This is a genomic window from Streptococcus sanguinis (assembly GCF_019929225.1).
GTDB lineage: Bacteria > Bacillota > Bacilli > Lactobacillales > Streptococcaceae > Streptococcus > Streptococcus sanguinis_J.
Window position 1 is genome coordinate 152,187 of sequence record NZ_JAHZPA010000005.1, and the last position, 20,789, is coordinate 172,975.

The 20,789-nt window shown below is 44.1% G+C and carries 13 protein-coding genes; 2 read left to right on the forward strand and 11 right to left on the reverse strand.

All coding sequences use genetic code 11. From position 1 onward, the window contains the following. Positions 1-92 precede the first annotated feature (92 nt). The 10 genes from K1I80_RS09200 to pbp1b form a co-directional block, all read right to left on the reverse strand. Positions 93-473, reverse strand: coding sequence for a DUF1033 family protein (locus K1I80_RS09200; RefSeq protein WP_223313658.1), 381 nt, complete (start codon positions 471-473; stop codon positions 93-95). Positions 474-611: 138 nt separating this feature from the next. After that, complete coding sequence (locus K1I80_RS09205) at positions 612-1,673, reverse strand: zinc-dependent alcohol dehydrogenase family protein (protein WP_002898647.1); 1,062 nt, start codon at positions 1,671-1,673, stop codon at positions 612-614. A gap of 171 nt (positions 1,674-1,844) precedes the next feature. Continuing rightward, a complete protein-coding gene (locus K1I80_RS09210) occupies positions 1,845-2,951 on the reverse strand; it encodes a glycosyl hydrolase family 8 (RefSeq protein WP_223313659.1) in 1,107 nt (368 codons plus the stop codon). 8 nt (positions 2,952-2,959) lie between these two features. Continuing rightward, on the reverse strand, positions 2,960-4,270 hold the full coding sequence (locus K1I80_RS09215; RefSeq protein WP_002896777.1) for a glycosyltransferase family 2 protein: 1,311 nt from the start codon (positions 4,268-4,270) through the stop codon (positions 2,960-2,962). Continuing rightward, positions 4,263-4,406 (reverse strand): hypothetical protein, encoded by a 144-nt coding sequence (locus tag K1I80_RS09220; RefSeq protein WP_002896778.1) that lies wholly within the window; start codon positions 4,404-4,406, stop codon positions 4,263-4,265. The genes K1I80_RS09215 and K1I80_RS09220 overlap by 8 nt, the downstream gene beginning before the upstream one ends. Positions 4,407-4,417: 11 nt before the next feature. After that, a complete protein-coding gene (locus K1I80_RS09225; RefSeq protein WP_002896779.1) occupies positions 4,418-5,206 on the reverse strand; it encodes a hypothetical protein in 789 nt (262 codons plus the stop codon). Beyond that, the gene (gene wecB / locus K1I80_RS09230; protein ID WP_223313660.1) at positions 5,199-6,356 is read right to left on the reverse strand and encodes a non-hydrolyzing UDP-N-acetylglucosamine 2-epimerase; all 1,158 of its coding nucleotides are present in this window, start codon (positions 6,354-6,356) and stop codon (positions 5,199-5,201) included. The genes K1I80_RS09225 and wecB overlap by 8 nt, the downstream gene beginning before the upstream one ends. 762 nt (positions 6,357-7,118) lie before the next feature. Next, positions 7,119-10,766: a DNA-directed RNA polymerase subunit beta' gene (rpoC, locus tag K1I80_RS09235; protein WP_223313661.1), complete on the reverse strand. Its 3,648-nt coding sequence runs from the start codon at positions 10,764-10,766 to the stop codon at positions 7,119-7,121. Between the two features lie 40 nt (positions 10,767-10,806). Further along, positions 10,807-14,373 carry a DNA-directed RNA polymerase subunit beta gene (gene rpoB, locus K1I80_RS09240; protein WP_223313662.1) on the reverse strand — a complete coding sequence of 1,189 codons (3,567 nt, stop codon included), beginning with the start codon at positions 14,371-14,373 and terminating at the stop codon, positions 10,807-10,809. A 393-nt stretch (positions 14,374-14,766) separates the two neighbouring features. Further along, the gene (gene pbp1b / locus K1I80_RS09245) at positions 14,767-17,181 is read right to left on the reverse strand and encodes a penicillin-binding protein PBP1B (RefSeq protein ID WP_223313663.1); all 2,415 of its coding nucleotides are present in this window, start codon (positions 17,179-17,181) and stop codon (positions 14,767-14,769) included. A gap of 154 nt (positions 17,182-17,335) precedes the next feature. On the opposite strand from pbp1b, the gene tyrS reads away from it, so the two are divergent. Together tyrS and K1I80_RS09255 are read left to right on the forward strand one after the other, a co-directional pair. Continuing rightward, entirely contained in the window at positions 17,336-18,592 is a 1,257-nt protein-coding gene (gene tyrS, locus K1I80_RS09250) for a tyrosine--tRNA ligase (protein ID WP_223313672.1), read from the forward strand. A gap of 93 nt (positions 18,593-18,685) precedes the next feature. Next, positions 18,686-19,534, forward strand: coding sequence for a putative RNA methyltransferase (locus K1I80_RS09255; RefSeq protein WP_223313664.1), 849 nt, complete (start codon positions 18,686-18,688; stop codon positions 19,532-19,534). A gap of 83 nt (positions 19,535-19,617) precedes the next feature. Here K1I80_RS09255 and K1I80_RS09260 read toward each other — a convergent pair whose 3' ends face one another. Then, positions 19,618-20,748, reverse strand: a complete 1,131-nt coding sequence (locus tag K1I80_RS09260) for an ABC transporter ATP-binding protein (protein ID WP_111676967.1) — start codon at positions 20,746-20,748, stop codon at positions 19,618-19,620. Positions 20,749-20,789: the final 41 nt, after the last annotated feature.

Here is a 20,789-nt window from a genome sequence, read left to right on the forward strand (position 1 = left end):
AAAAGAAAAAACAGCAGAAGAAACTTAACTTCTAACAAGTTAGGTCTCTTCTGCTGCTCTATTATCAGATTTGCAAAATATATTCTTTCGATTTAAAGAGGCTTAGCGGATTTTAGTTTGACTGAGCAAGCTCGGTGCTTTTCAAGGCCGTTCTGCTTAGTATAGCCTGGCCGATACTTGCTCTTAGGAATCTTGCACTCATTCTCCAGCAAAAACAGCGAATGATACTGCTGAACATTCTCATCGCACTCCTCGCACCAGCGCTGATCCTCCGGATCCCAAAAAATTGTCATTAAATCACTGCGGCTCTTATACAAAGGTGACTGGTCTGCCATTTGCAGCCAGCGGTTTTTATAATACTTAAGGGCTTCATAATAATCATCGAACTGCTTTTTTGCAACGATATCCTCTTCCCAGCCATCCAGGAACCACCACGGTTCATAGTCCCCGTACATCTCAATTACACAAAACATACTCGTCCTCTCTTTGTACCGTATATTATATATGAATTCTTTGACGAACAAAACTATTTTGCTCAAAATCAGAAAACAATATAAAAAACCCTTTTAACCAAAGATTAAAAGGGATAGGTAAAAGACAACTTAAGAATTTTATTGGACTGGAGAGAGGTCATTTTCTATAATAACCTTAATGGCATGATGGTTCGCAGCTTGGCCGAAAACCTTGAAAGCTTCTTCAATTTCACTCAACTTAAAGTAATGAGTCACTAGCTTTTCTGGCTCAATCTTATGACTTTCCAGAGCCTTTAGCAGCTGTGGAGTAGTATTGGTAGATACCAGCCCGGTCGTCACATTGATATTTCGAATCCAGAGCCGATCTAACTCAAACTCTACAGGTTTGCCATGAACTCCACAGTTAGCAATGGTTCCATCAACGGCAATGACTTTCTGACAAAGATCAAAACTGTCTGGAATCCCTACTGCTTCAATGGCTACATCAACTCCACGTCCATCTGTCAAGTCAAAGATAGCCTGCACAGCTTTTTCAGCATTCGCTGAATTTACCTTATCTGTTGCCCCAAAGGCCATGGCCGTATCTAAACGATTCTCATCGATGTCAACCATGATAATCTTTGACGGAGAATAAAACTGAGCTGTCAGCAGAGACGCGAGACCAATTGGCCCAGAGCCAACGATAGCTACTGTACATCCAGGCTCTACTTTACCTTTTAAAACTCCTATTTCATAAGCTGTTGGCAGGATGTCTGACAGCATGACTAAGGCTTCATCTGATAAATCAGACGGTGTGTGATAGAGAGTATTATCAGCATGCGGCACGCGCAGATACTCAGCTTGAGTTCCGTCAATCAAATGCCCGAAAATCCATCCACCTTCATCTTCACAATGGGCATAAATGCCCTTCTTGCAATAATAGCACTTGCCACAGGCACAAACACAGGAAATCAGAACCTTATCGCCCTTCTTGAAATTGGTTACACTGTCACCAACTTCTTCAACAATACCGATGCCTTCATGTCCCAGAATAGTACCGCTCTTGCAGGCAGGTACGTCTCCTTTAATAATATGAAGATCAGTCCCGCAGATAGTGGTCTTAACCATACGGACAATAGCGTCTGTTGGCTTGCGTACGACAGGTTTATCAACATCTATAAACTGGGCAAATCCCGGCTTAACATAAGTATAGGCTTTCATAGGCTATCCTTTCTATTGTTATGTTATGATGAATGTTTTCCATTTTATTTTAACAGTTTGTGAAAAAAATCGCAAGGTTTTTCCTCCAAAAAAAGTGGGACAAACACCGTTTTGTCCCACCCTATTGTCTGCATGATCTTAAGCAAAATTTTTATTCTGCTTGTTTCTGCATTATAACGTTTCTAAAGCAACCATCGTTGTCACAGCTGCGTCATAGTAATTGTCTGACGGCAAACCTTGCATGAAGAGATATTTATTCTGCTGTACTAATTTGCGGAATTCTATATTGTTGTTAGCCGCATAGAATACTGGTGCGGTAAAGCTGCCAGCCTGATTGCTATTGAGAGCCTTGCCTTTCAGGTTGTAGCCCGCATAAATCTTTTCTTGATTGAGGAAGAAGCTCAACATCTTCTTCAGCATTTTTTGACTTTTTTCATCCTTGCTTTGAGCCAGGTTGTAAGGAAGCCGGCATGCATTATAAGAATAATAGCCATCATTTGCAGACTCAACCGTATCAGGCTCAGCAGCCCGAACTTTGTCACCGTCAACCCAGATAAAGTCTGGTATCAAACCAGTCTTGTTATCAGCGCTGATTGCTTCAAGTTTGCTGAGCATGTTATCTCGGATTGTCAGCCACTGCTTATCCTTTGTCAGCTCATAGAAAGCTTGGAACTGCTGCGGCAAGGTATCAGAAGTCCGCATGAGATTATAAAATTTTGATTCTGCATTTGCCCAGTTCCCAACCGTCAAAACGCCATTGCTTTCATTATAGTTATAAGCCAAGACATCTTTCAGAATAGCCTGAGCCTGAGCTTGATATTCTTTAGCCTTGTCCGGCCACTGTTTAGCCGCCTGAATCAAAGCATAGGCAATGTAGAGATCGCCGTCTGTAGCATTGTTTTCGTCTTCATGGTTGCTCTTACCATCCTTAATCGTCTGTTTCCAAGACATGAGTTGGGTATCTTTCAGACGATGAGCTAGATAATATTGGTAGAGCTTTTCAAAATCAGCCGAACTGGCATCGCCTTGCTTAGCTGCATCCACAGCAATCACCATGCCATAACCCTGTGCCTCAGACAGCACAACATCTTCAGTCTTACTGTTTGTCGTCCTGATATAAGACAATTTGTCCTTGGTTACGACATATTCTTTAGACCATTGGCTGTATATCTTCTTTTTGATATTAGGAGTACTGCCCATGCGGGTGTACAACAGGATACCAGCCAAAACAGCCAGAATTGTCACAAACCAAATAAATCTTAATCTTGTTCTTTTCACACTTTCTCCTAACCTGCAAATCGTTTTGTTTTAACCCACTTGGTTTCTTTCCGCTTCAAAATCTTGTCCAAGATAACAGATCCTACTGCATCTAAAGAAACAACGATAAAGAGCTGAGAGTAAGTCAAATAGGACACAAGAGCCAGCCAAATCTGTTTGGTGGTCGCCTGTCCAAACTGAGAAGCCAGGGCGATATTGATCTGCAAAAGATAAAGCAAAATCATCAGAAGCCAGTTAAAGAGCATCAGCTGGACGATATAGATATTCTGAGCATCAAAAGCGAAAGGAATCCGCACATCCGGTACAAAGAGCTGGGTAATCATTGCGGCTACGTTAGCAAAGAAAACCAAGTCAGATAAGACAATTGCCAAATTAAACCAGAAGAAGATACAAGAATAATTGAACACTTCCAGTTTCACGCGCCAGTTACCGCCACTAAAAAGATGTTTGAAGTTGGCAAGAACTACCTCGTAATTCCCCTTAGCCCAGCGCTTACGCTGCATGTAGTAGGACTTGAGGGTTTCTGGCTCTTGTTGGAAGGCCTCTGAGTTATAAGCCAAAGCAATCAGCTTGCCGCTCTGCATAATCTTAAAGGAAATTTCCGTATCCTCTGTCAAGGCACCATTTTTCCAACCACCGATACTCTTAACAAACTCAGTGTTAATCAAGAAGTTCGTACCTGGAATCCGCCCAATCTTAAAGAGGTGCCACATACCTACGTGGTAAACACGCTGAGTTACAACGATTTCTTGGTTGATACAACGTGTCAGGAAGTTCTGATTGGCATTCCGAGTCTTGTTGCGTCCGAAAGAAGCAACGTGGCGTTCTGGATCTTCCAAAACTTTCTTGACTAGGAAGTAAAGAGCATTCTTTTCTGGCATGGCATCCGCATCATAGACACAGATATATTCACCCTTGGCCATCTTCAGGGCGTCATTCAGCACCCCTGCCTTACCTCCCGTACCAGTACGGTCTGTAATTGTAATATTGCGTCCAGCGTACTCAGGCATAGCCTGAACTTTCAGCATTTCTTGATAAGTGTCATCCGAGCAGTTGTCCGCAAAGAGCAGAACTTCCACTCGGTCATGAGGATAGTCCAAGTCCAGAATGGCCTTAGTTGTCTGAGCGATAACCACATCTTCATTGTGAGCTGGGACAACGACAGTAACCATAGGATAATGTTCCAATGGGCTGGTATCCACGTTGAAGTCACTGCGTTTCATCCAGAAATGCACGGAAGAACATAAAATTACCAAAGCCCAAGCCAGAGACATCCAGATAGAGAACAGAGTGACAATCATAATAAGTTGACTAATCATGACGAGTCACCGCCCTAAAATTTTTATTGACCCGATTGTAAATAACCAGATAATAAATGAAGAGGACCAAAAAGCTAATAGCAAAAAAGATACTTAGCACCATAGAGATGATAAAAAATACTTCTGTTAAAGACATGTGTTTACCTCCTAGTATTCTACGATAATGTCGGTTTCAAGCTGACGCTCCAGATTGCTCAAAGCGTCATCGAAATTATGGAATTTGTCAATGTTTTGAGCATTAAGTTTTAAACTGCCGGACTGAAACTGAATTTTTTGGTCAGTTTTCTTATTCTCAAAGTGCATCATCGTTAAATCGTCACGCACTTTCTCTTGGAAATATTCCTTGACTTCCTGATCCAGATCTTCTACCAGAACGAGAAAGTTACCATTGGATACATAGTAAACTGTTTCTACATTCTGGAAGTCCCAGTTAAGCAGTCGTAAAATTCTCTTGAGCATCCGCTTGTACTCCCGAGAGTGAATTTGATAAAAATGATGATTGTGCGCCCAATGGACCAGCAAGGCCTGAAAGGCTGGAGCTTGTTTCTGATTTACTTTCTGAACCATTTCTTCATAGGCCTCAGCAGCATCTTCACTGTCATCCTGCACTAATCCCAAGCGCTGATGGAGATAGAAATTCACTCGGCTGGTCAGCCAAGCACTGACAGGGAAGACATAAAGCAAGAAGAGAACTTGATTGTCCGGTAGGTAGGTTACATCAAAGAGCAAGATCAGAGTTGCGATAACCACACCCAGAATCATAGCCCATGTCACCAAGAGATCAGATAGGACAAAGACACTAAAAATACCTAATAAAATCAGCGCGATTCCGATATAAAATATGTTAGCTGCAAAATTCCAACTGTAGAAAAGAATTAGTCCAATTGCCAGTACAAAGACTGCTAATGATTTTTCTAGTCCTTTTTTCCTAAACATTTTTTACTCCTGTCTTAAATTCTTCTGGTCTAGCTGTTTGCTTAAAATAGTGGGCAATAGCTTGAGCAATCCGCTCAGAAGCCTTACCGTCACCATACGGATTGCTGGCTTGGGCCATTTCCTGATAGAGTGACTCATCTGTCAGCAGGGCTTCCATTGCCTCTGCTACTGCTTGAGTTTCTGTACCGACCAGCTTCAAGGTGCCGGCCTCAACTCCTTCTGGTCTCTCTGTTGTATCACGAAGTACTAGTACAGGCTTACCTAAGGAAGGCGCTTCTTCCTGCACTCCGCCTGAGTCTGACATGATAAAGTAGCTTTTAGCTGCGATATTATGGAAATCCAACACATCTAAAGGCTCAATCAGATGAATTTTCTCATTGTCACTCAGAATTTCTCTAGCCGCTTCCTGAACCGCTGGGCTCAGGTGAACGGGATAGACAATTTCCACATCATCATGGACATCTACAATCTGCCGTAGAGTTCGAAAGACCCTTCTCATCGGCTCACCTTGATTTTCCCGGCGATGCATGGTCACCAAAATCATCTTGCGATCTGGATTAATACGGTCAAGCACCTCGTGCTGATAATCAGCCTGGACGGTCAGCTTGAGAGCGTCGATAGCTGTATTTCCTGTCACAAAAACTGTTTCTGCTGGATGGTTTTCCTTGAGCAAGTTAGCCTTACTCTGATCCGTTGGTGCAAAATACAAGTCGGTCAAAGAGTCGGTCATCTGACGATTCATTTCTTCTGGGAAAGGAGAGTATTTATTCCAAGTCCGCAACCCAGCTTCTACGTGGCCGATACGAACTTGATTATAAAACGCTGCAAGACTAGCCGCAAAAGTCGTTGTCGTATCACCGTGCACCAGCATGATATCTGGCTTGTTTTCCTTTAAGATATCATCCAACTTATGAAGAATCTTGACAGTAATATCTGTCAGGGTTTGATTCTTCCCCATAATATCCAAATCATAATCAGGCTTAATCTTAAAAGTTTCAAGTACCTGATCCAGCATCTGACGATGCTGAGCAGTCACAACTGTTGTTGTCTCAAACAAGTCTGCCTGCTTCTTCAGTTCAATAACCAGTGGAGCCATCTTAATTGCTTCTGGACGAGTTCCAAAAACAACCATTACCTTAATTTTCTTCATTTTTCCTCACCAAAAATCAACATTGTTATATTAACTTTTTACTAAAAAATGTTTGCTTTAAGTAACCTTAGTTATTTTACCATCAAGCGTTTCAATAATCAAAGCATGAACTATTATTTTATACTTTCTTAATAGTAATTTACATGTTGGTAACTTATTTAAGATTATTTTAATTTTCTTAACTTAACTGTAACTTAAAATTGCTGAAATTTTTCGGTTTTCTCAAAAAAATAAATAAAAAGGAAAGAACTTATAGGCTTAAAGCCCTGTTTTATGCAGAATTTTGTGTTTTTTACCTATATTTTTTAATCTTTATTCATTGTAATAAAATATTATTCTATTTGTAATCTAATTGTTTTCTATTCTTTATATTTCAAAATCCTCCCTTCCTGAATGAGCTAGCTGGATAAATGCCAGCTATCGTTCTCTATAACCTCCGACCACTACCATTAAAACCAATCTCCTCTTTTTTAAAATTTCAAATCTCCCCCTCCTACTATTTTAGGATTTTTAAAATAGTATAACCTAGCGCTATTATACTACAAAAAACCAGCTACCTCCCTGATTAAAAATAAATATGGCGTCTCGCATCATAGAAAAACTGAAACAGGAAATCTCGAGTATTTCTTCTATAGTTGTTTATCCATAAAGGAGAACTTAAAAACAACTTTCTAAGTTTATTATAGGATAATATTTAGTGGTGAGCAAGAAATTATCGGCTGCAACAAAAAATCCCTCCCGATTTTCGGGAGGGAAGGTTCTTTATTTAAGAACAATATTTTCTTCAGTTTCAAATCCACCTGGCAGTTCTGTCACTTCGTCGATAATTTCAACTTCATTGACAGCCTGAGGCTCCAGATTGCGATAGCGGGCCATACCAGTACCAGCCGGGATAATCTTACCGATGATAACATTTTCCTTGAGTCCGAGCAGGTGGTCTTTCTTACCACGGATAGCAGCATCTGTCAGGACACGAGTTGTTTCCTGGAAGGAAGCTGCAGACAAGAAGCTGTTTGTCTCAAGGGAAGCTTTGGTAATTCCCATGAGGACTGGACGAGCTGTCGCAGGCACACCACCTGAGATAACCACATCACGGTTAGCATCTGTAAAGTCTGTGATATCCATGAGAGTTCCCATAAGAAGATCTGTATCTCCTGGATCCATGACGCGCACCTTGCGAATCATTTGACGAACCATTACCTCAATGTGTTTGTCGCCGATTTCTACCCCTTGGCTGCGGTAAACTTTCTGTACTTCAGCAAGCAGGTAAGTTTCAACAGACAAGACATCACGGACAGCCAGCAAGTGCTTAGGTTGGATAGAACCTTCAGTCAAGGCAGCACCACGAGAGACTTGGTCGCCAACTTCAACCTTCATGCGGGCTGTAAATGGTACCACATATTCACCTTCGCCAGTTTGGCCTTTAACAAAGACCTTCTTGGTACGAGTAGATGCATCTTCTTCGATAGCAGTAATTTCACCCTTGACTTCAGTGATGACCGCTTCCCCTTTCGGATTGCGGGCTTCAAAGATTTCTTGGACACGAGGGAGACCTTGCGTGATATCGGTATTAGAGGCAACACCACCCGTGTGGAAGGTCCGCATGGTCAGCTGTGTACCAGGCTCCCCGATAGACTGGGCAGCGATGGTTCCGACTGCTTCACCGACTTCAACCGCATCACCCGTTGCCAAGTTGATACCGTAACAGTGACGGCAGACACCGTGGCGGGTATTACATGTAAAGACGGAGCGGATTGTCACTTCTTCAACACCAGCATTAACGATTTCACGCGCCTTGTCTTCGGTGATCAATTCATTTGGACCAATAATGACAGCACCAGTTTCTGGATGTTTAACTGTTTTCTTAGTGTAACGACCATTTAGGCGCTCTTCCAGAGACTCAATCATTTCCTTGCCTTCTGTGATAGAAGTGATGAGCAAGCCGCGATCTGTACCACAGTCATCTTCACGGATAATCACATCTTGGGCAACGTCAACCAGACGACGAGTCAGGTAACCTGAGTCGGCAGTCTTAAGGGCCGTATCTGTCATACCCTTACGAGCACCGTGGGTAGAGAAGAACATTTCCAGAACGGACAGCCCTTCACGGAAGTTAGACAAGATTGGCAATTCCATGATACGTCCATTTGGCGCAGCCATCAGACCACGCATACCGGCCAACTGGGAGAAGTTAGAGATGTTACCCCGAGCTCCAGAATCCATCATCATAACGATAGGGTTCTTCGGATCTTGGTTGGCAACCAAACGTTTTTCCAATTTCTCACGAGCTGCCCGCCACTCAGCAGTCACTGCATTGTAGCGTTCGTCATCAGTAATCATACCGCGACGGAATTGTTTAGTAATTTGTTCAACACGCTTGTGGGATTCTTCAATAATCTCAGCCTTGTCTTCGACAACTGGGATATCAGCGATACCCACTGTCAGACCAGCCAAAGTAGAATGGTGATAACCCAAGTTCTTCAAGCGGTCAAGAAGAGCAGATGTTTCTGTTGTACGGAAACGTTTAAAGATTTCCGCAATGATATTACCAAGATTTTTCTTCTTAAACGGAACATTGATCTCAAGCTGTTCAATGACTTCCTTGATATCTTGCCCTGACTCCAAGAAGTACTTAGCTGGCACACCTTCTGTCAAGTTAGCATTAGTCGGCTCTTGTAGGTAAGGCAATTCCTCTGGCATAATCGCGTTAAAGAGGATTTTACCAACAGTTGTAATCAAAATCTTATGCTTCTGGTCTTCTGTCCAAGGCTTATTAAGACTATCGGTTGCAATACCAACACGAGTATGCAAGTGAACATAGCCGTTACGGAGAGCCATCACCGCTTCATCCATATCCTTGAAAATCATGCCTTCGCCTTCGCGGCCAGCCTCTTCCATGGTTAGGTAGTAGTTCCCCAAGACCATATCCTGAGATGGTGTTACAACTGGTTTACCATCTTTCGGATTCAAGATGTGCTCAGCAGCCAGCATGAGGATACGAGCTTCAGCTTGGGCTTCCTCTGACAATGGTACGTGGATGGCCATTTGGTCACCGTCAAAGTCAGCATTGTAGGCTTCACAGACCAGCGGATGCAAACGAAGAGCTTTACCATCAATCAGAACTGGCTCAAAGGCCTGAATTCCCAAACGGTGAAGGGTCGGTGCGCGGTTAAGAAGCACTGGGTGTTCCTTGATCACTTCTTCCAGGATATCCCAGATACGCTCATCTCCACGCTCTACCAAGCGTTTGGCAGCTTTTACGTTCTGCACAATATCGCGGGCAACGATTTCCCGCATGACAAACGGCTTGAAGAGCTCAATCGCCATTTCACGCGGCACACCACATTGATACATTTTCAAAGTAGGACCAACGGCGATAACGGAACGACCTGAGAAGTCAACCCGTTTACCCAGCAAGTTTTGACGGAAACGCCCTTGTTTTCCTTTGAGCATGTGGCTCAGAGACTTAAGTGGACGGCTGCCTGGTCCTGTAATCGGACGGCCCCGACGACCATTATCAATCAAAGCATCAACCGCTTCCTGAAGCATCCGCTTCTCATTTTGAACGATGATACCAGGTGCATTCAACTCAAGCAAACGAGCCAAACGGTTGTTCCGGTTGATAACACGGCGATAGAGATCATTGAGGTCAGATGCCGCAAAACGACCACCATCCAGCTGAACCATCGGACGCAAATCTGGCGGAATAACCGGTAGGATATTGAGAACCATCCATTCTGGCTTGTTGCCAGACTTGTAGAAGGCATCCAAGACATCCAAACGACGGACAGCCTTGATCCGTTTTTGACCTGAAGCAGTTTTCAATTCTTCTTTGAGGACAGCAATCTCAGCTTCCAAGTCCACTTGTTTCAAGAGGTCTTGAATAGCTTCTGCTCCCATTTTGGCTACAAATGAGCCTGAACCATACTCGCGTAAACGCTCACGGTACTCACGCTCCGTCATGATGGACTTGTGCTCTAGCGGTGTATCCTTAGGATCAATCACCACATAAGCCGCAAAATAAATGACTTCTTCCAAGGCACGTGGGCTCATATCCAAAGTGAGCCCCATGCGGCTTGGAATTCCTTTAAAGTACCAAATATGTGAAACAGGTGCCTTCAATTCGATATGACCCATGCGCTCACGGCGAACCTTAGCACGAGTTACTTCAACACCACAGCGGTCACAGACGATTCCTTTGTAACGAATCCGTTTGTACTTACCACAGGCACATTCCCAGTCCTTTGTTGGACCGAAGATCACTTCGTCAAAAAGGCCTTCGCGTTCTGGTTTCAGGGTTCGGTAATTGATTGTTTCAGGTTTCTTCACTTCCCCATAAGACCATGAACGGACCTTATTTGGAGAAGCTAGGGTGATTTGCATACTTTTAAAACGATTTACATCAACCACTATTTCTTACCTTTCTTCATTTTCTAATCAGTGTGTATTCTTATTCTTTTCCTTCAGCCTCAAAAGCTGCTTTCGCTTCTTGAGCTGCCTTTTCACGCGCTTTTTCAAGATCATCAACGTGAATCACGTCATCATCTTCACCTTCGTCTAGGTCACGCAGTTCTACTTCATTGTCATCTTCATCGAGAACGCGCATATCCAGACCAAGAGATTGCAACTCTTTGACAAGAACGCGGAAGGATTCTGGCACACCTGGTTTTGGAATTGGTTTCCCTTTGGTAATAGCTTCATAAGCCTTCAAACGTCCATTGACATCATCTGACTTGTAAGTCAGGATTTCTTGCAGAACGTTAGAGGCACCGTAAGCTTCCAAGGCCCAAACTTCCATCTCACCAAAACGTTGTCCACCAAACTGAGCTTTACCTCCGAGCGGCTGTTGGGTAACCATTGAGTAAGGACCTACTGAGCGGGCATGGAGTTTATCATCTACCATGTGGTGGAGCTTGATCATGTACATGACACCGACGGATACACGATTGTCAAACGGCTCACCGGTACGTCCGTCATAAAGAATAGTCTTGGCATCACTATCCATACCAGCTTCACGGACTGTATCCCAGAGGTCTTCTGAGCTTGCTCCATCAAAGACTGGTGTTGCAATATGGATGCCCAAGTTACGTGCTGCCATACCAAGGTGAAGCTCCATAACCTGACCAATGTTCATACGAGATGGTACCCCGAGTGGGTTCAACATGATATCAACTGGTGTTCCATCTGGCAAGTAAGGCATGTCTTCCACAGGAACGATACGGGATACAACCCCCTTGTTTCCGTGACGACCGGCCATCTTATCTCCGACCTTGATCTTACGTTTTTGAGCGATGTAGACGCGAACCAGCATATTAACGCCAGATTGCAGTTCATCACCATTAGCACGGGTAAAGATCTTCACGTCACGAACCACTCCGTCGGCACCGTGTGGCACACGCAGAGAGGTATCGCGGACTTCACGAGACTTGTCACCAAAGATGGCATGAAGCAGGCGTTCTTCAGCAGAAAGGTCTTTTTCACCCTTAGGGGTAACTTTACCTACTAGGATATCACCTTCCTTGACTTCTGCCCCAATGCGGATAATCCCCATTTCGTCCAGATTGCGTAGGGCATCTTCCCCTACGTTTGGAATTTCGCGGGTAATTTCTTCTGGGCCAAGCTTGGTGTCGCGAGTTTCTGATTCGTATTCTTCCAAGTGAACAGAGGTGTAGACATCGTCTTTCACCAGACGCTCACTCATGATAACCGCATCCTCGAAGTTGTAACCTTCCCATGTCATGTAGGCAACGATTGGGTTTTGTCCCAGGGCCATTTCTCCATTTTCCATAGAAGGTCCGTCAGCGATAAAGTCGCCTTTTTCAACGACATCGCCAACTTTTACCAAGGTACGTTGGTTGTAAGCAGTTCCTGAGTTCGAACGGCGGAATTTTTGAATTTGGTAAACATCAAGAGAACCATCTTCACGGCGGACTTCAACCTTGTCTGCATCCGCATAGGTAACCTTACCATCATGCTGGGCAATGACCGCTGCACCAGAGTCGTGGGCAGCCTGGTATTCCATACCAGTACCAACATAAGGTGCTTTTGGATCAATCAAAGGCACAGCCTGACGCTGCATGTTGGCACCCATGAGGGCACGGTTGGAGTCATCATTTTCCAAGAAAGGAATACATGCTGTCGCTACGGCAACTACCTGCTTAGGCGATACATCCATGTAGTCTACTTGGTCTGATGGAAATTCTTGGTTATTACCTTGGTGGCGTCCCATAACGATAGGCTCTGCAAAGCCGCCTTTTTCATTCAGCTTAGAGTTGGCCTGCGCTACGATAAATTCATCTTCCTCATCAGCGGTCAGCCAAACGATTTCGTTGGTTACTACACCAACTTCACGGTCTACCTTACGGTAAGGCGTTTGAATAAATCCGTATTTGTTAAGGTGCCCATAAGAAGACAAGTTATTAATCAAACCAATGTTTGGTCCTTCCGGCGTTTCAATCGGACACATACGGCCATAGTGAGTATAGTGCACGTCCCGCACTTCATAACCAGCGCGGTCACGTGTCAAACCACCAGGTCCTAAGGCAGAAAGACGGCGCTTGTGAGAGAGCTCAGACAGCGGATTGTGTTGGTCCATGAACTGAGACAACTGAGAAGAACCAAAGAATTCTTTAATGGCTGCAGTCACAGGACGGATGTTAATGATTTGCTGTGGAGTCAATACTTCATTATCCTGAACAGACATCCGTTCGCGAACATTACGCTCCATCCGAGAAAGTCCCAGACGGACTTGGTTGGCCAAAAGCTCGCCAACTGCACGAATACGACGGTTCCCCAAGTGGTCAATATCGTCCACACGACCGATACCTTCAGCCAAGTTGAGGAAGTAGCTCATCTCAGCTAAGATGTCAGCTGGTGTCACAATCCGAACCTTGTCAGATGGATTTGCGTTACCGATGATGGTCACAACGCGGTCTGGATCAGTCGGAGCCACTACCTTGAACTTCTGCAATTCTACAGGATCTGTCAAGACAGCTGAGTCGTTTGGAATATAAGTGATTTTGTTCAAACCATTGTCCAACTGCTCTGCAATGCTGTCAATGACACTGCGGGTCATAACTGTACCAGCTTCAACAAGGATTTCCCCTGTTTCAGCATCTACCAATGGCTCAGCAATGGTTTGGTTCAGCAAGCGTGTCTTGACATTGAGTTTCTTATTAATCTTGTAACGACCAACTGCTGCCAAGTCATAGCGATGCGGATCAAAGAAACGCGCTTCAAGAAGGGAACGAGAACTTTCAGCCGTCTTAGGCTCGCCTGGACGAAGACGCTCATAGATTTCTTTCAGGGCTTCATCTGTACGAGAGTCCATTGGGTTCTTGTGGATATCTTTTTCAATGGTATTGCGCACCAAGTCGCTGTCACCAAAGATGTCCAAGATCTCATCATCACCTGAGAAACCAAGCGCACGCACCAGAGTGGTAAATGGAATCTTCCGTGTCCGGTCAATACGAGTGTAGGCAATGTCTTTTGAGTCTGTTTCCAACTCTAACCAAGCACCGCGGTTAGGAATAACCGTTGAACCGTAGCCAACTTTCCCATTTTTGTCAACTTTATCGTTAAAGTAAACCCCTGGAGAACGCACCAACTGGGATACGATAATCCGCTCACCACCATTGATGATGAAGGTTCCCATTTCAGTCATGATTGGGAAATCACCAAAGAAGACTTCCTGAGTCTTGATTTCACCAGTTTCCTTGTTAATCAGACGGAAAGTCACAAAGATTGGCGCTGAGTAGCTGGCATCGTGAATACGTGCTTCTTCCAGCGTATATTTAGGCTCACGGATTTCATAGCCGACAAACTCCAATTCCATGGTGTCGGTAAAGTTTGAAATAGGAAGTACATCTTCAAAGACTTCCTTCAGACCATGATCCAAGAAATCTTGGAACGAATCCGTTTGGATTTCAATCAAATTTGGTAAATCAAGAACTTCCTTAATTCTTGAAAAACTACGACGGGTACGGTGTTTACCGTATCGAACTTCATGTCCTGCCAAGTTTTTACTCCTTTATGATAAGATACTAAGCCCTTGATAAAGCGAGAAAAGACATATCTTTTTCTCAACGCTTTGAGGGCGAGTTCTGTGAAATGTTTTCAGAGGAAAATCCTCTTTCATTTACAATGCTGCAAAACAGCTACAATCAGTCCCTTTTGTTTAATTTTCAGAAAAATTAAATTATGGTTACATAATTCGTTTTTCCTAAAAATAGGCACAAAAAGAGCAGCTAAATCTGACTTATTCAAGTTTGATTTAACTGCTGTAAGCTTCTATTTGGACAATATTTCAAATAAAGCACACGACAAATTATTGTTATCATTATACCTTATTTAGCTAGAAATTGCAAGGATTTCATCCGCTTTCTGAAAAGTTAAAACTGTTCTTGATGCGCTAGTTCCCCTGCCGGTTATTGTTGGAATTGGAGCTGGAATTAGAATTAGAGGTAGAACCGCCCAGTATAGCTGACCAAGCCTTCTGATAATCCGCATCTGATGCCCCAATACCAAAGCGATAGGTCGTGGTCGGAGCACCATTTTTAGCCCAATAGCTAGGCACTGTCGGACCACTGAGATTAACAGAGCGGCCGTTTACCGTTACTGTACCTGGCTTTTCCCCTGTGGACTTGAGCACATCAGACTTAATCACACTTGGATCAAGAGTGAACTTATCACCAACACCCCAGGCATTTGGATCTGCCTGATAGATAGCATCTGCCATATAGGCCATGTAGGAAGCATTATTGTTATAACCAGTCAACGCCGCCATAGAGCTATTATCATCATGACCAATCCAGCCTCCCAAAGTCATCTTAGGAGTAGAAAGCATCAACCACATATCACCGTTGGTGTTGGTCGTTCCAGTCTTACCAATCCAGTCGGCTCCAGCCAAGGTTCCGTTGACCTGACTGATTCTGGATTTATAGGTCGTAGTAGCTCCAGAATTGATAACGCCCCGCATGAGCTCCTGCATAATCGTAGCAGCTGCTGGACTGTAAATCTGAACAGGATTGGCCTTATGCTGGTAAATCACCTTGCCATCTCGGTCTGTGATTTTTTCAACCATGTATTTTTTCTGGTAGGTTCCATTATTAGCCAAGGTTTGGAAACCATTGGTATGCTGAGCTACAGATACTTCAATTCCCCCGCCCATAGGCAGACTCTCAATGCTGTAGTCATCGATGTAATAGCCCATTTTTTCCATATAGCCACGGACATTGACACCTTTTTCGCGTAATCCGCGGTAAGTCCAATAAGCTGGGATATTCCAAGAAGTATTGAGAGCTTCTTGCAAATCCATCATGGCCGTACCACGACTGTCCACGTGCATGATTGGATCGCCGCTTGAAAAGTTAGTCGGATAATTGGAAAGAACGCTGGCGCTGCCCATCAGGCCTTGGTCAATAGCAATCCCATAAGCCAGAATCGGCTTAATAGTCGAACCTGGCGAGCGTTCCGTATCAAAGGCGTGATTGTTCTGATTGGAAGCATAGTCTCTGCCTCCGACAAAGCCAATCACAGCACCAGTTTTATTATCCAAGAGGACATTTCCCACTTCAACTGCACCAGTTCCGTCATCCAAGACGCCGCCATAGTTGGCTACTGCATTTTGCATAGCAGTGTGGATGTTCTTGTTAATCGTGGTGGTGACAGTATAGCCGCCATCGCTCAGTTCTTTAGCAGCCAATTCCTTGTAGGCCTTGACAGTATCATTGTTTTTCAGCTCTTGCTGGGAAACATTGTCCCGCTGAATCAAGTACTCGTACATGGTCTGCTGGGCTTCTTCGACCGCTGTGTAATAAAGGTAGCCATGCGAAGATTTTTCCGAACTTTCAGAAGGCTTGAAATCCTTGGTCAAGTCGTAGTCCTTGTACTCCTTGTACTCTTTTTCGCTTAGATGACCCGTCCGATACATATTATAGAGCACATCCTTGGCACGTTCCAAGCCCAGAGCCATATCCCCTGCACTTTTGAGACTGCCATCGGCTGCATAAGGCGAATAAACGATCGGGCTCTGTGGCAAGCCGGCAATAAAAGCAGACTGGGGCACAGTCAAATCCTTAGCAGAGACACCAAAAATTCCTTGAGCAGCTTCTTCCACACCGGCGATATTCTGCCCCTTATTATTGCGCCCAAAAGGCGAAACGTTCAAGTAGGTCGTCAAAATATCATCCTTGGACATGTAGCGCTCCAAAGCCAGCGCATCAACAATCTCCGCTGCTTTCCGCTTGAAGGTCGGCGCATCGCCCACCACCTGCTGCTTGATCAACTGCTGGGTAATGGTTGACCCCCCGCTAGACGAGCCAACTCCGACAACAGAACCGAGCGTAGCCCTAAGCACAGCCTTGGGCACCACTCCGTTATGCGTTTCAAAATTCTCATCCTCTGTAGCGATAACAGCTTTTTTTACATTTTCAGAGATGGCGTCACTCTTAACTGGGATGCGGAGCAAATCATTGTCCACTTCTGCAATCAAGCTGCCATCAGCATAGGTAAGCTTAGAAATACCAGAGATATTATTCACCTGCTTGACCAGCTCTTCTTGCTTGGGCACTTCAACCTTACTGAATAGACTAGCTGCATAGCCTATCCCGATCCCAGCACCAATTACGCCACCGAAGAAGATAAACACAAAAGCCATATTCATCAGAAGCTTAAAAGTCCGCAAGAAAACAGCAAAAACATCACCGATAGACCAGCCATTGTTGCTACTGCCAATCTTCTTGCTCCATTCTGGAAGATGTATTTTTTTGATAAACTGCTGGGCTTTTCCCCAGAACTCTTTTAATTTCTCTATTAATTGTTCCAAGTTTGATTCTCCTTGTTATCTTCCCATTATACCAAATATCTATGATTTATTTCAAGGAAACATTGCTATTTAAAAGCTTTATGATACAATAGAGTAACATAAATTTAAAATATAGATAAGCCAATTTCTTGGCTTTTAGAATAGGAGAGACATGATGCACATTTTTGATGAGCTAAAAGAACGTGGCTTGGTATTTCAAACCACTGATGAAGCAGCTTTACGCAAGGCCTTAGAAGAAGGACAAGTCTCTTATTATAGTGGATACGATCCGACCGCTGACAGCCTGCACCTTGGCCACTTGGTAGCCATTCTGACCAGCCGTCGCTTGCAACTAGCCGGACACAAACCCTACGCTCTGGTCGGAGGAGCAACTGGATTGATTGGTGATCCATCTTTTAAGGATGCTGAGCGCAGTCTCCAAACCAAGGAAACCGTGGAAGGCTGGGTAAAATCTATCCAAAATCAGCTTTCTCGTTTTCTGGACTTTGAAAAAGGTGATAATAAGGCCGAAATGGTCAATAACTATGACTGGTTCAGCAGCATCAGCTTTATCGACTTTCTGCGCGATGTCGGCAAATACTTCACTGTCAACTACATGATGAGCAAAGATTCTGTCAAGAGCCGGATTGAGACAGGGATTTCCTATACAGAATTCGCCTACCAGATCATGCAAGGATATGACTTTTATATCCTCAATCAAAACCACGGCGTAACCCTGCAAATCGGTGGTTCTGACCAATGGGGGAATATGACAGCAGGTACAGAGCTCCTGCGCCGCAAGGCTGACAAGACTGGCCATGTAATAACCGTTCCGCTCATTACCGACGCTACTGGCAAAAAATTTGGTAAATCAGAAGGCAATGCTGTCTGGCTCAATCCTGACAAGACTTCTCCTTATGAAATGTATCAATTCTGGATGAATGTCATGGACGCAGATGCTATCCGCTTCCTGAAAATCTTCACCTTCCTGTCCTTGGATGAGATTGAAGAAATTCGTCAGCAGTTTGAAGCAGCACCACACGAACGCTTGGCGCAGAAAGTTCTGGCTCGCGAAGTGGTCAGTCTGGTTCACGGTCAAGAAGCTTACCAGGAAGCCCTCAACATCACTGAGCAGCTCTTTGCTGGAAATATTAAAAACCTATCTGTCAAGGAACTCAAACAAGGTCTGCGCGGCGTGCCTAACTATCAGGTCCAGGTAGAAGACAACCTCAATATTGTAGAACTGCTTGTGACAGCCGGCGTGGTAAACTCAAAACGTCAAGCCCGCGAAGACGTCCAAAACGGCGCTATCTACCTCAATGGTGAGCGCATCCAAGATTTAGACTATGTCCTCAGCGACTCAGATAAACTGGAAGACGAGCTGACAGTTATCCGCCGCGGTAAAAAGAAATACTTTGTCCTGACCTACTAAAGATAAAAAATCCGATTACCTGAATCGGATTTTTCTATGTCTTACCAAAAAGAAGTCATTCAGCTATATAAAAACAATAGAAAGAGAGCGACTATGAAACCAAAACTTGCCCGCTTTGCCCAAGCTCCGGCTCTGGTCTGTCCACTCTGCCAGCAAAGCTTAGCTATGGAAGAAAACAGCCTCAAGTGTCTTAATCGCCATTCCTACGACATCGCCAAATTCGGTTATGTCAATCTAGCTCCCCAGGTCAAACAAGCTAGAGACTATGACAAAACGAGCTTTCAAAATAGAAAAGTCATCTTGGAAGCCGGCTTTTATCAGCATATCCTAGATGAGTTGCAGGATCTGCTGCAGACCCTGCCTGAAGAACAGACCATTCTAGACGTCGCTTGCGGAGAGGGCTACTATGCTCGAAAAATTCAGGAAAAATTCCCCAACAAAGAAATTTACGCTTTTGATTTATCCAAAGATTCCATCCAGTTAGCTGCAAAAAGTGATCAGAGCCTGACTGTAAAATGGTTCGTCGGGGATTTGGCACACTTACCCGTTCAGGATCAAAGCATGGATGTCTTGCTGGACATCTTCTCACCAGCTAATTACCATGAATTTCAGAGAGTATTGAAAAAAGAGGGACTTATCATTAAAGTCATCCCAACAGAAAATCATCTGAAAGAAATTCGTCAAAAAGTTGCTCAATATCTGGACAAGAAAGATTATTCTAATCAACATATCATCCAGCATTTCCGGAAACACTTTACCATCCTATCTAAAAAGACCGTAGAATCAACTCATGCCCTGCATTCTGAGGAGAAAACTGCCCTGCTGCAGATGACTCCTTTACTCTTTCATGTTGAAAAAAATCTAATCAATTGGGAGCAGCTTACACATGCCACCATTTCAGCCGAGATTCTTATCGGAAAACTAAAACAAGAAAAAATCTAAGCTCCTTTCAGTAAAAAACGCTGTTATAACAGCCATTTTAAAAACGCAGACAGGACTGTCTGCGTTATTTGTTTATCAACTGATTAATAGACTGTCTTCTCTGTCTCTGGATCAAAGAAGTGCGCTTTATTGAGGTCAAATCCTAGGTCAATACCTGCACCAGTTTCTAGGTAATCCCGTGAATCCACACGCGCTACAAACTCACTAGAACCCACTTGGCAGTAGAGGTGGGACTCTGCTCCCAGCAATTCTGAAACAGAAATCTTAGCATGGACAACTGAATTCGGGAAAGTTTCCAAGAAAGCAGCTTCCGCATTAACATCCTCTGGACGAATACCGAAGATCAGTTCCTTGCCCTCGTAACCTTTCTCCCGCAGAACCTTGAGAGCTCCTTCAGGTACCGTCAAGCGCAGACCTTCTGCGACAATCTCATTCCCTTCAAGCTTAACTGGGATGAAGTTCATAGCTGGGCTACCAATGAAGCCGGCAACAAACTTATTAACTGGGTTGTTGTAGACTTCCTGCGGTGTACCAATCTGCTCCACCCGTCCAATCGTTCCAGTTCCAGCAGGATTCTTGGTCGCTGACATGATAACGATACGATCCGCCAGAGTCATAGCTTCAGTCTGGTCATGGGTAACATAAATAGTTGTTGCACCGATACGGCGGTGAATCTTGGCAATCTCCGCCCGCATAGAAACACGCAGCTTCGCATCCAAGTTAGACAGAGGCTCATCCATAAGGAAAACCTTTGCATCTCGAACGATTGCGCGTCCCATAGCTACCCGCTGACGCTGACCACCAGATAAATCAGCTGGCTTACGCTGCAAGAATTCCTTCAAGCCCAGAATTTCTGCTGCTTCATTGACCCGTTTTTCAATATCTTCCTTGCTGTACTTGCGTAGCTTGAGACCAAAAGCCATGTTGTCGTAGACAGTCATGTGCGGATAAAGGGCATAGTTCTGGAAGACCATGGCGATGTCACGGTCTTTTGGTGCCACATCATTGACCACTGTACCGTCAATAGAGGCAGTTCCTTCTGTGATGTCCTCAAGACCCGCAATCATACGCAGCGTAGTTGATTTTCCGCAACCAGACGGACCAACAAAGACGATAAATTCCTTGTCCTTGATATCTAGATTGAAGTCTTCCACTGAATAGTGGTCGCTGTTGGGATATTTTTTATAGATATTTTTCAGATTTAATTCGACCATAATAAGCCCCTTCTTTTGAATAAAAATATTTTATTTTAAGC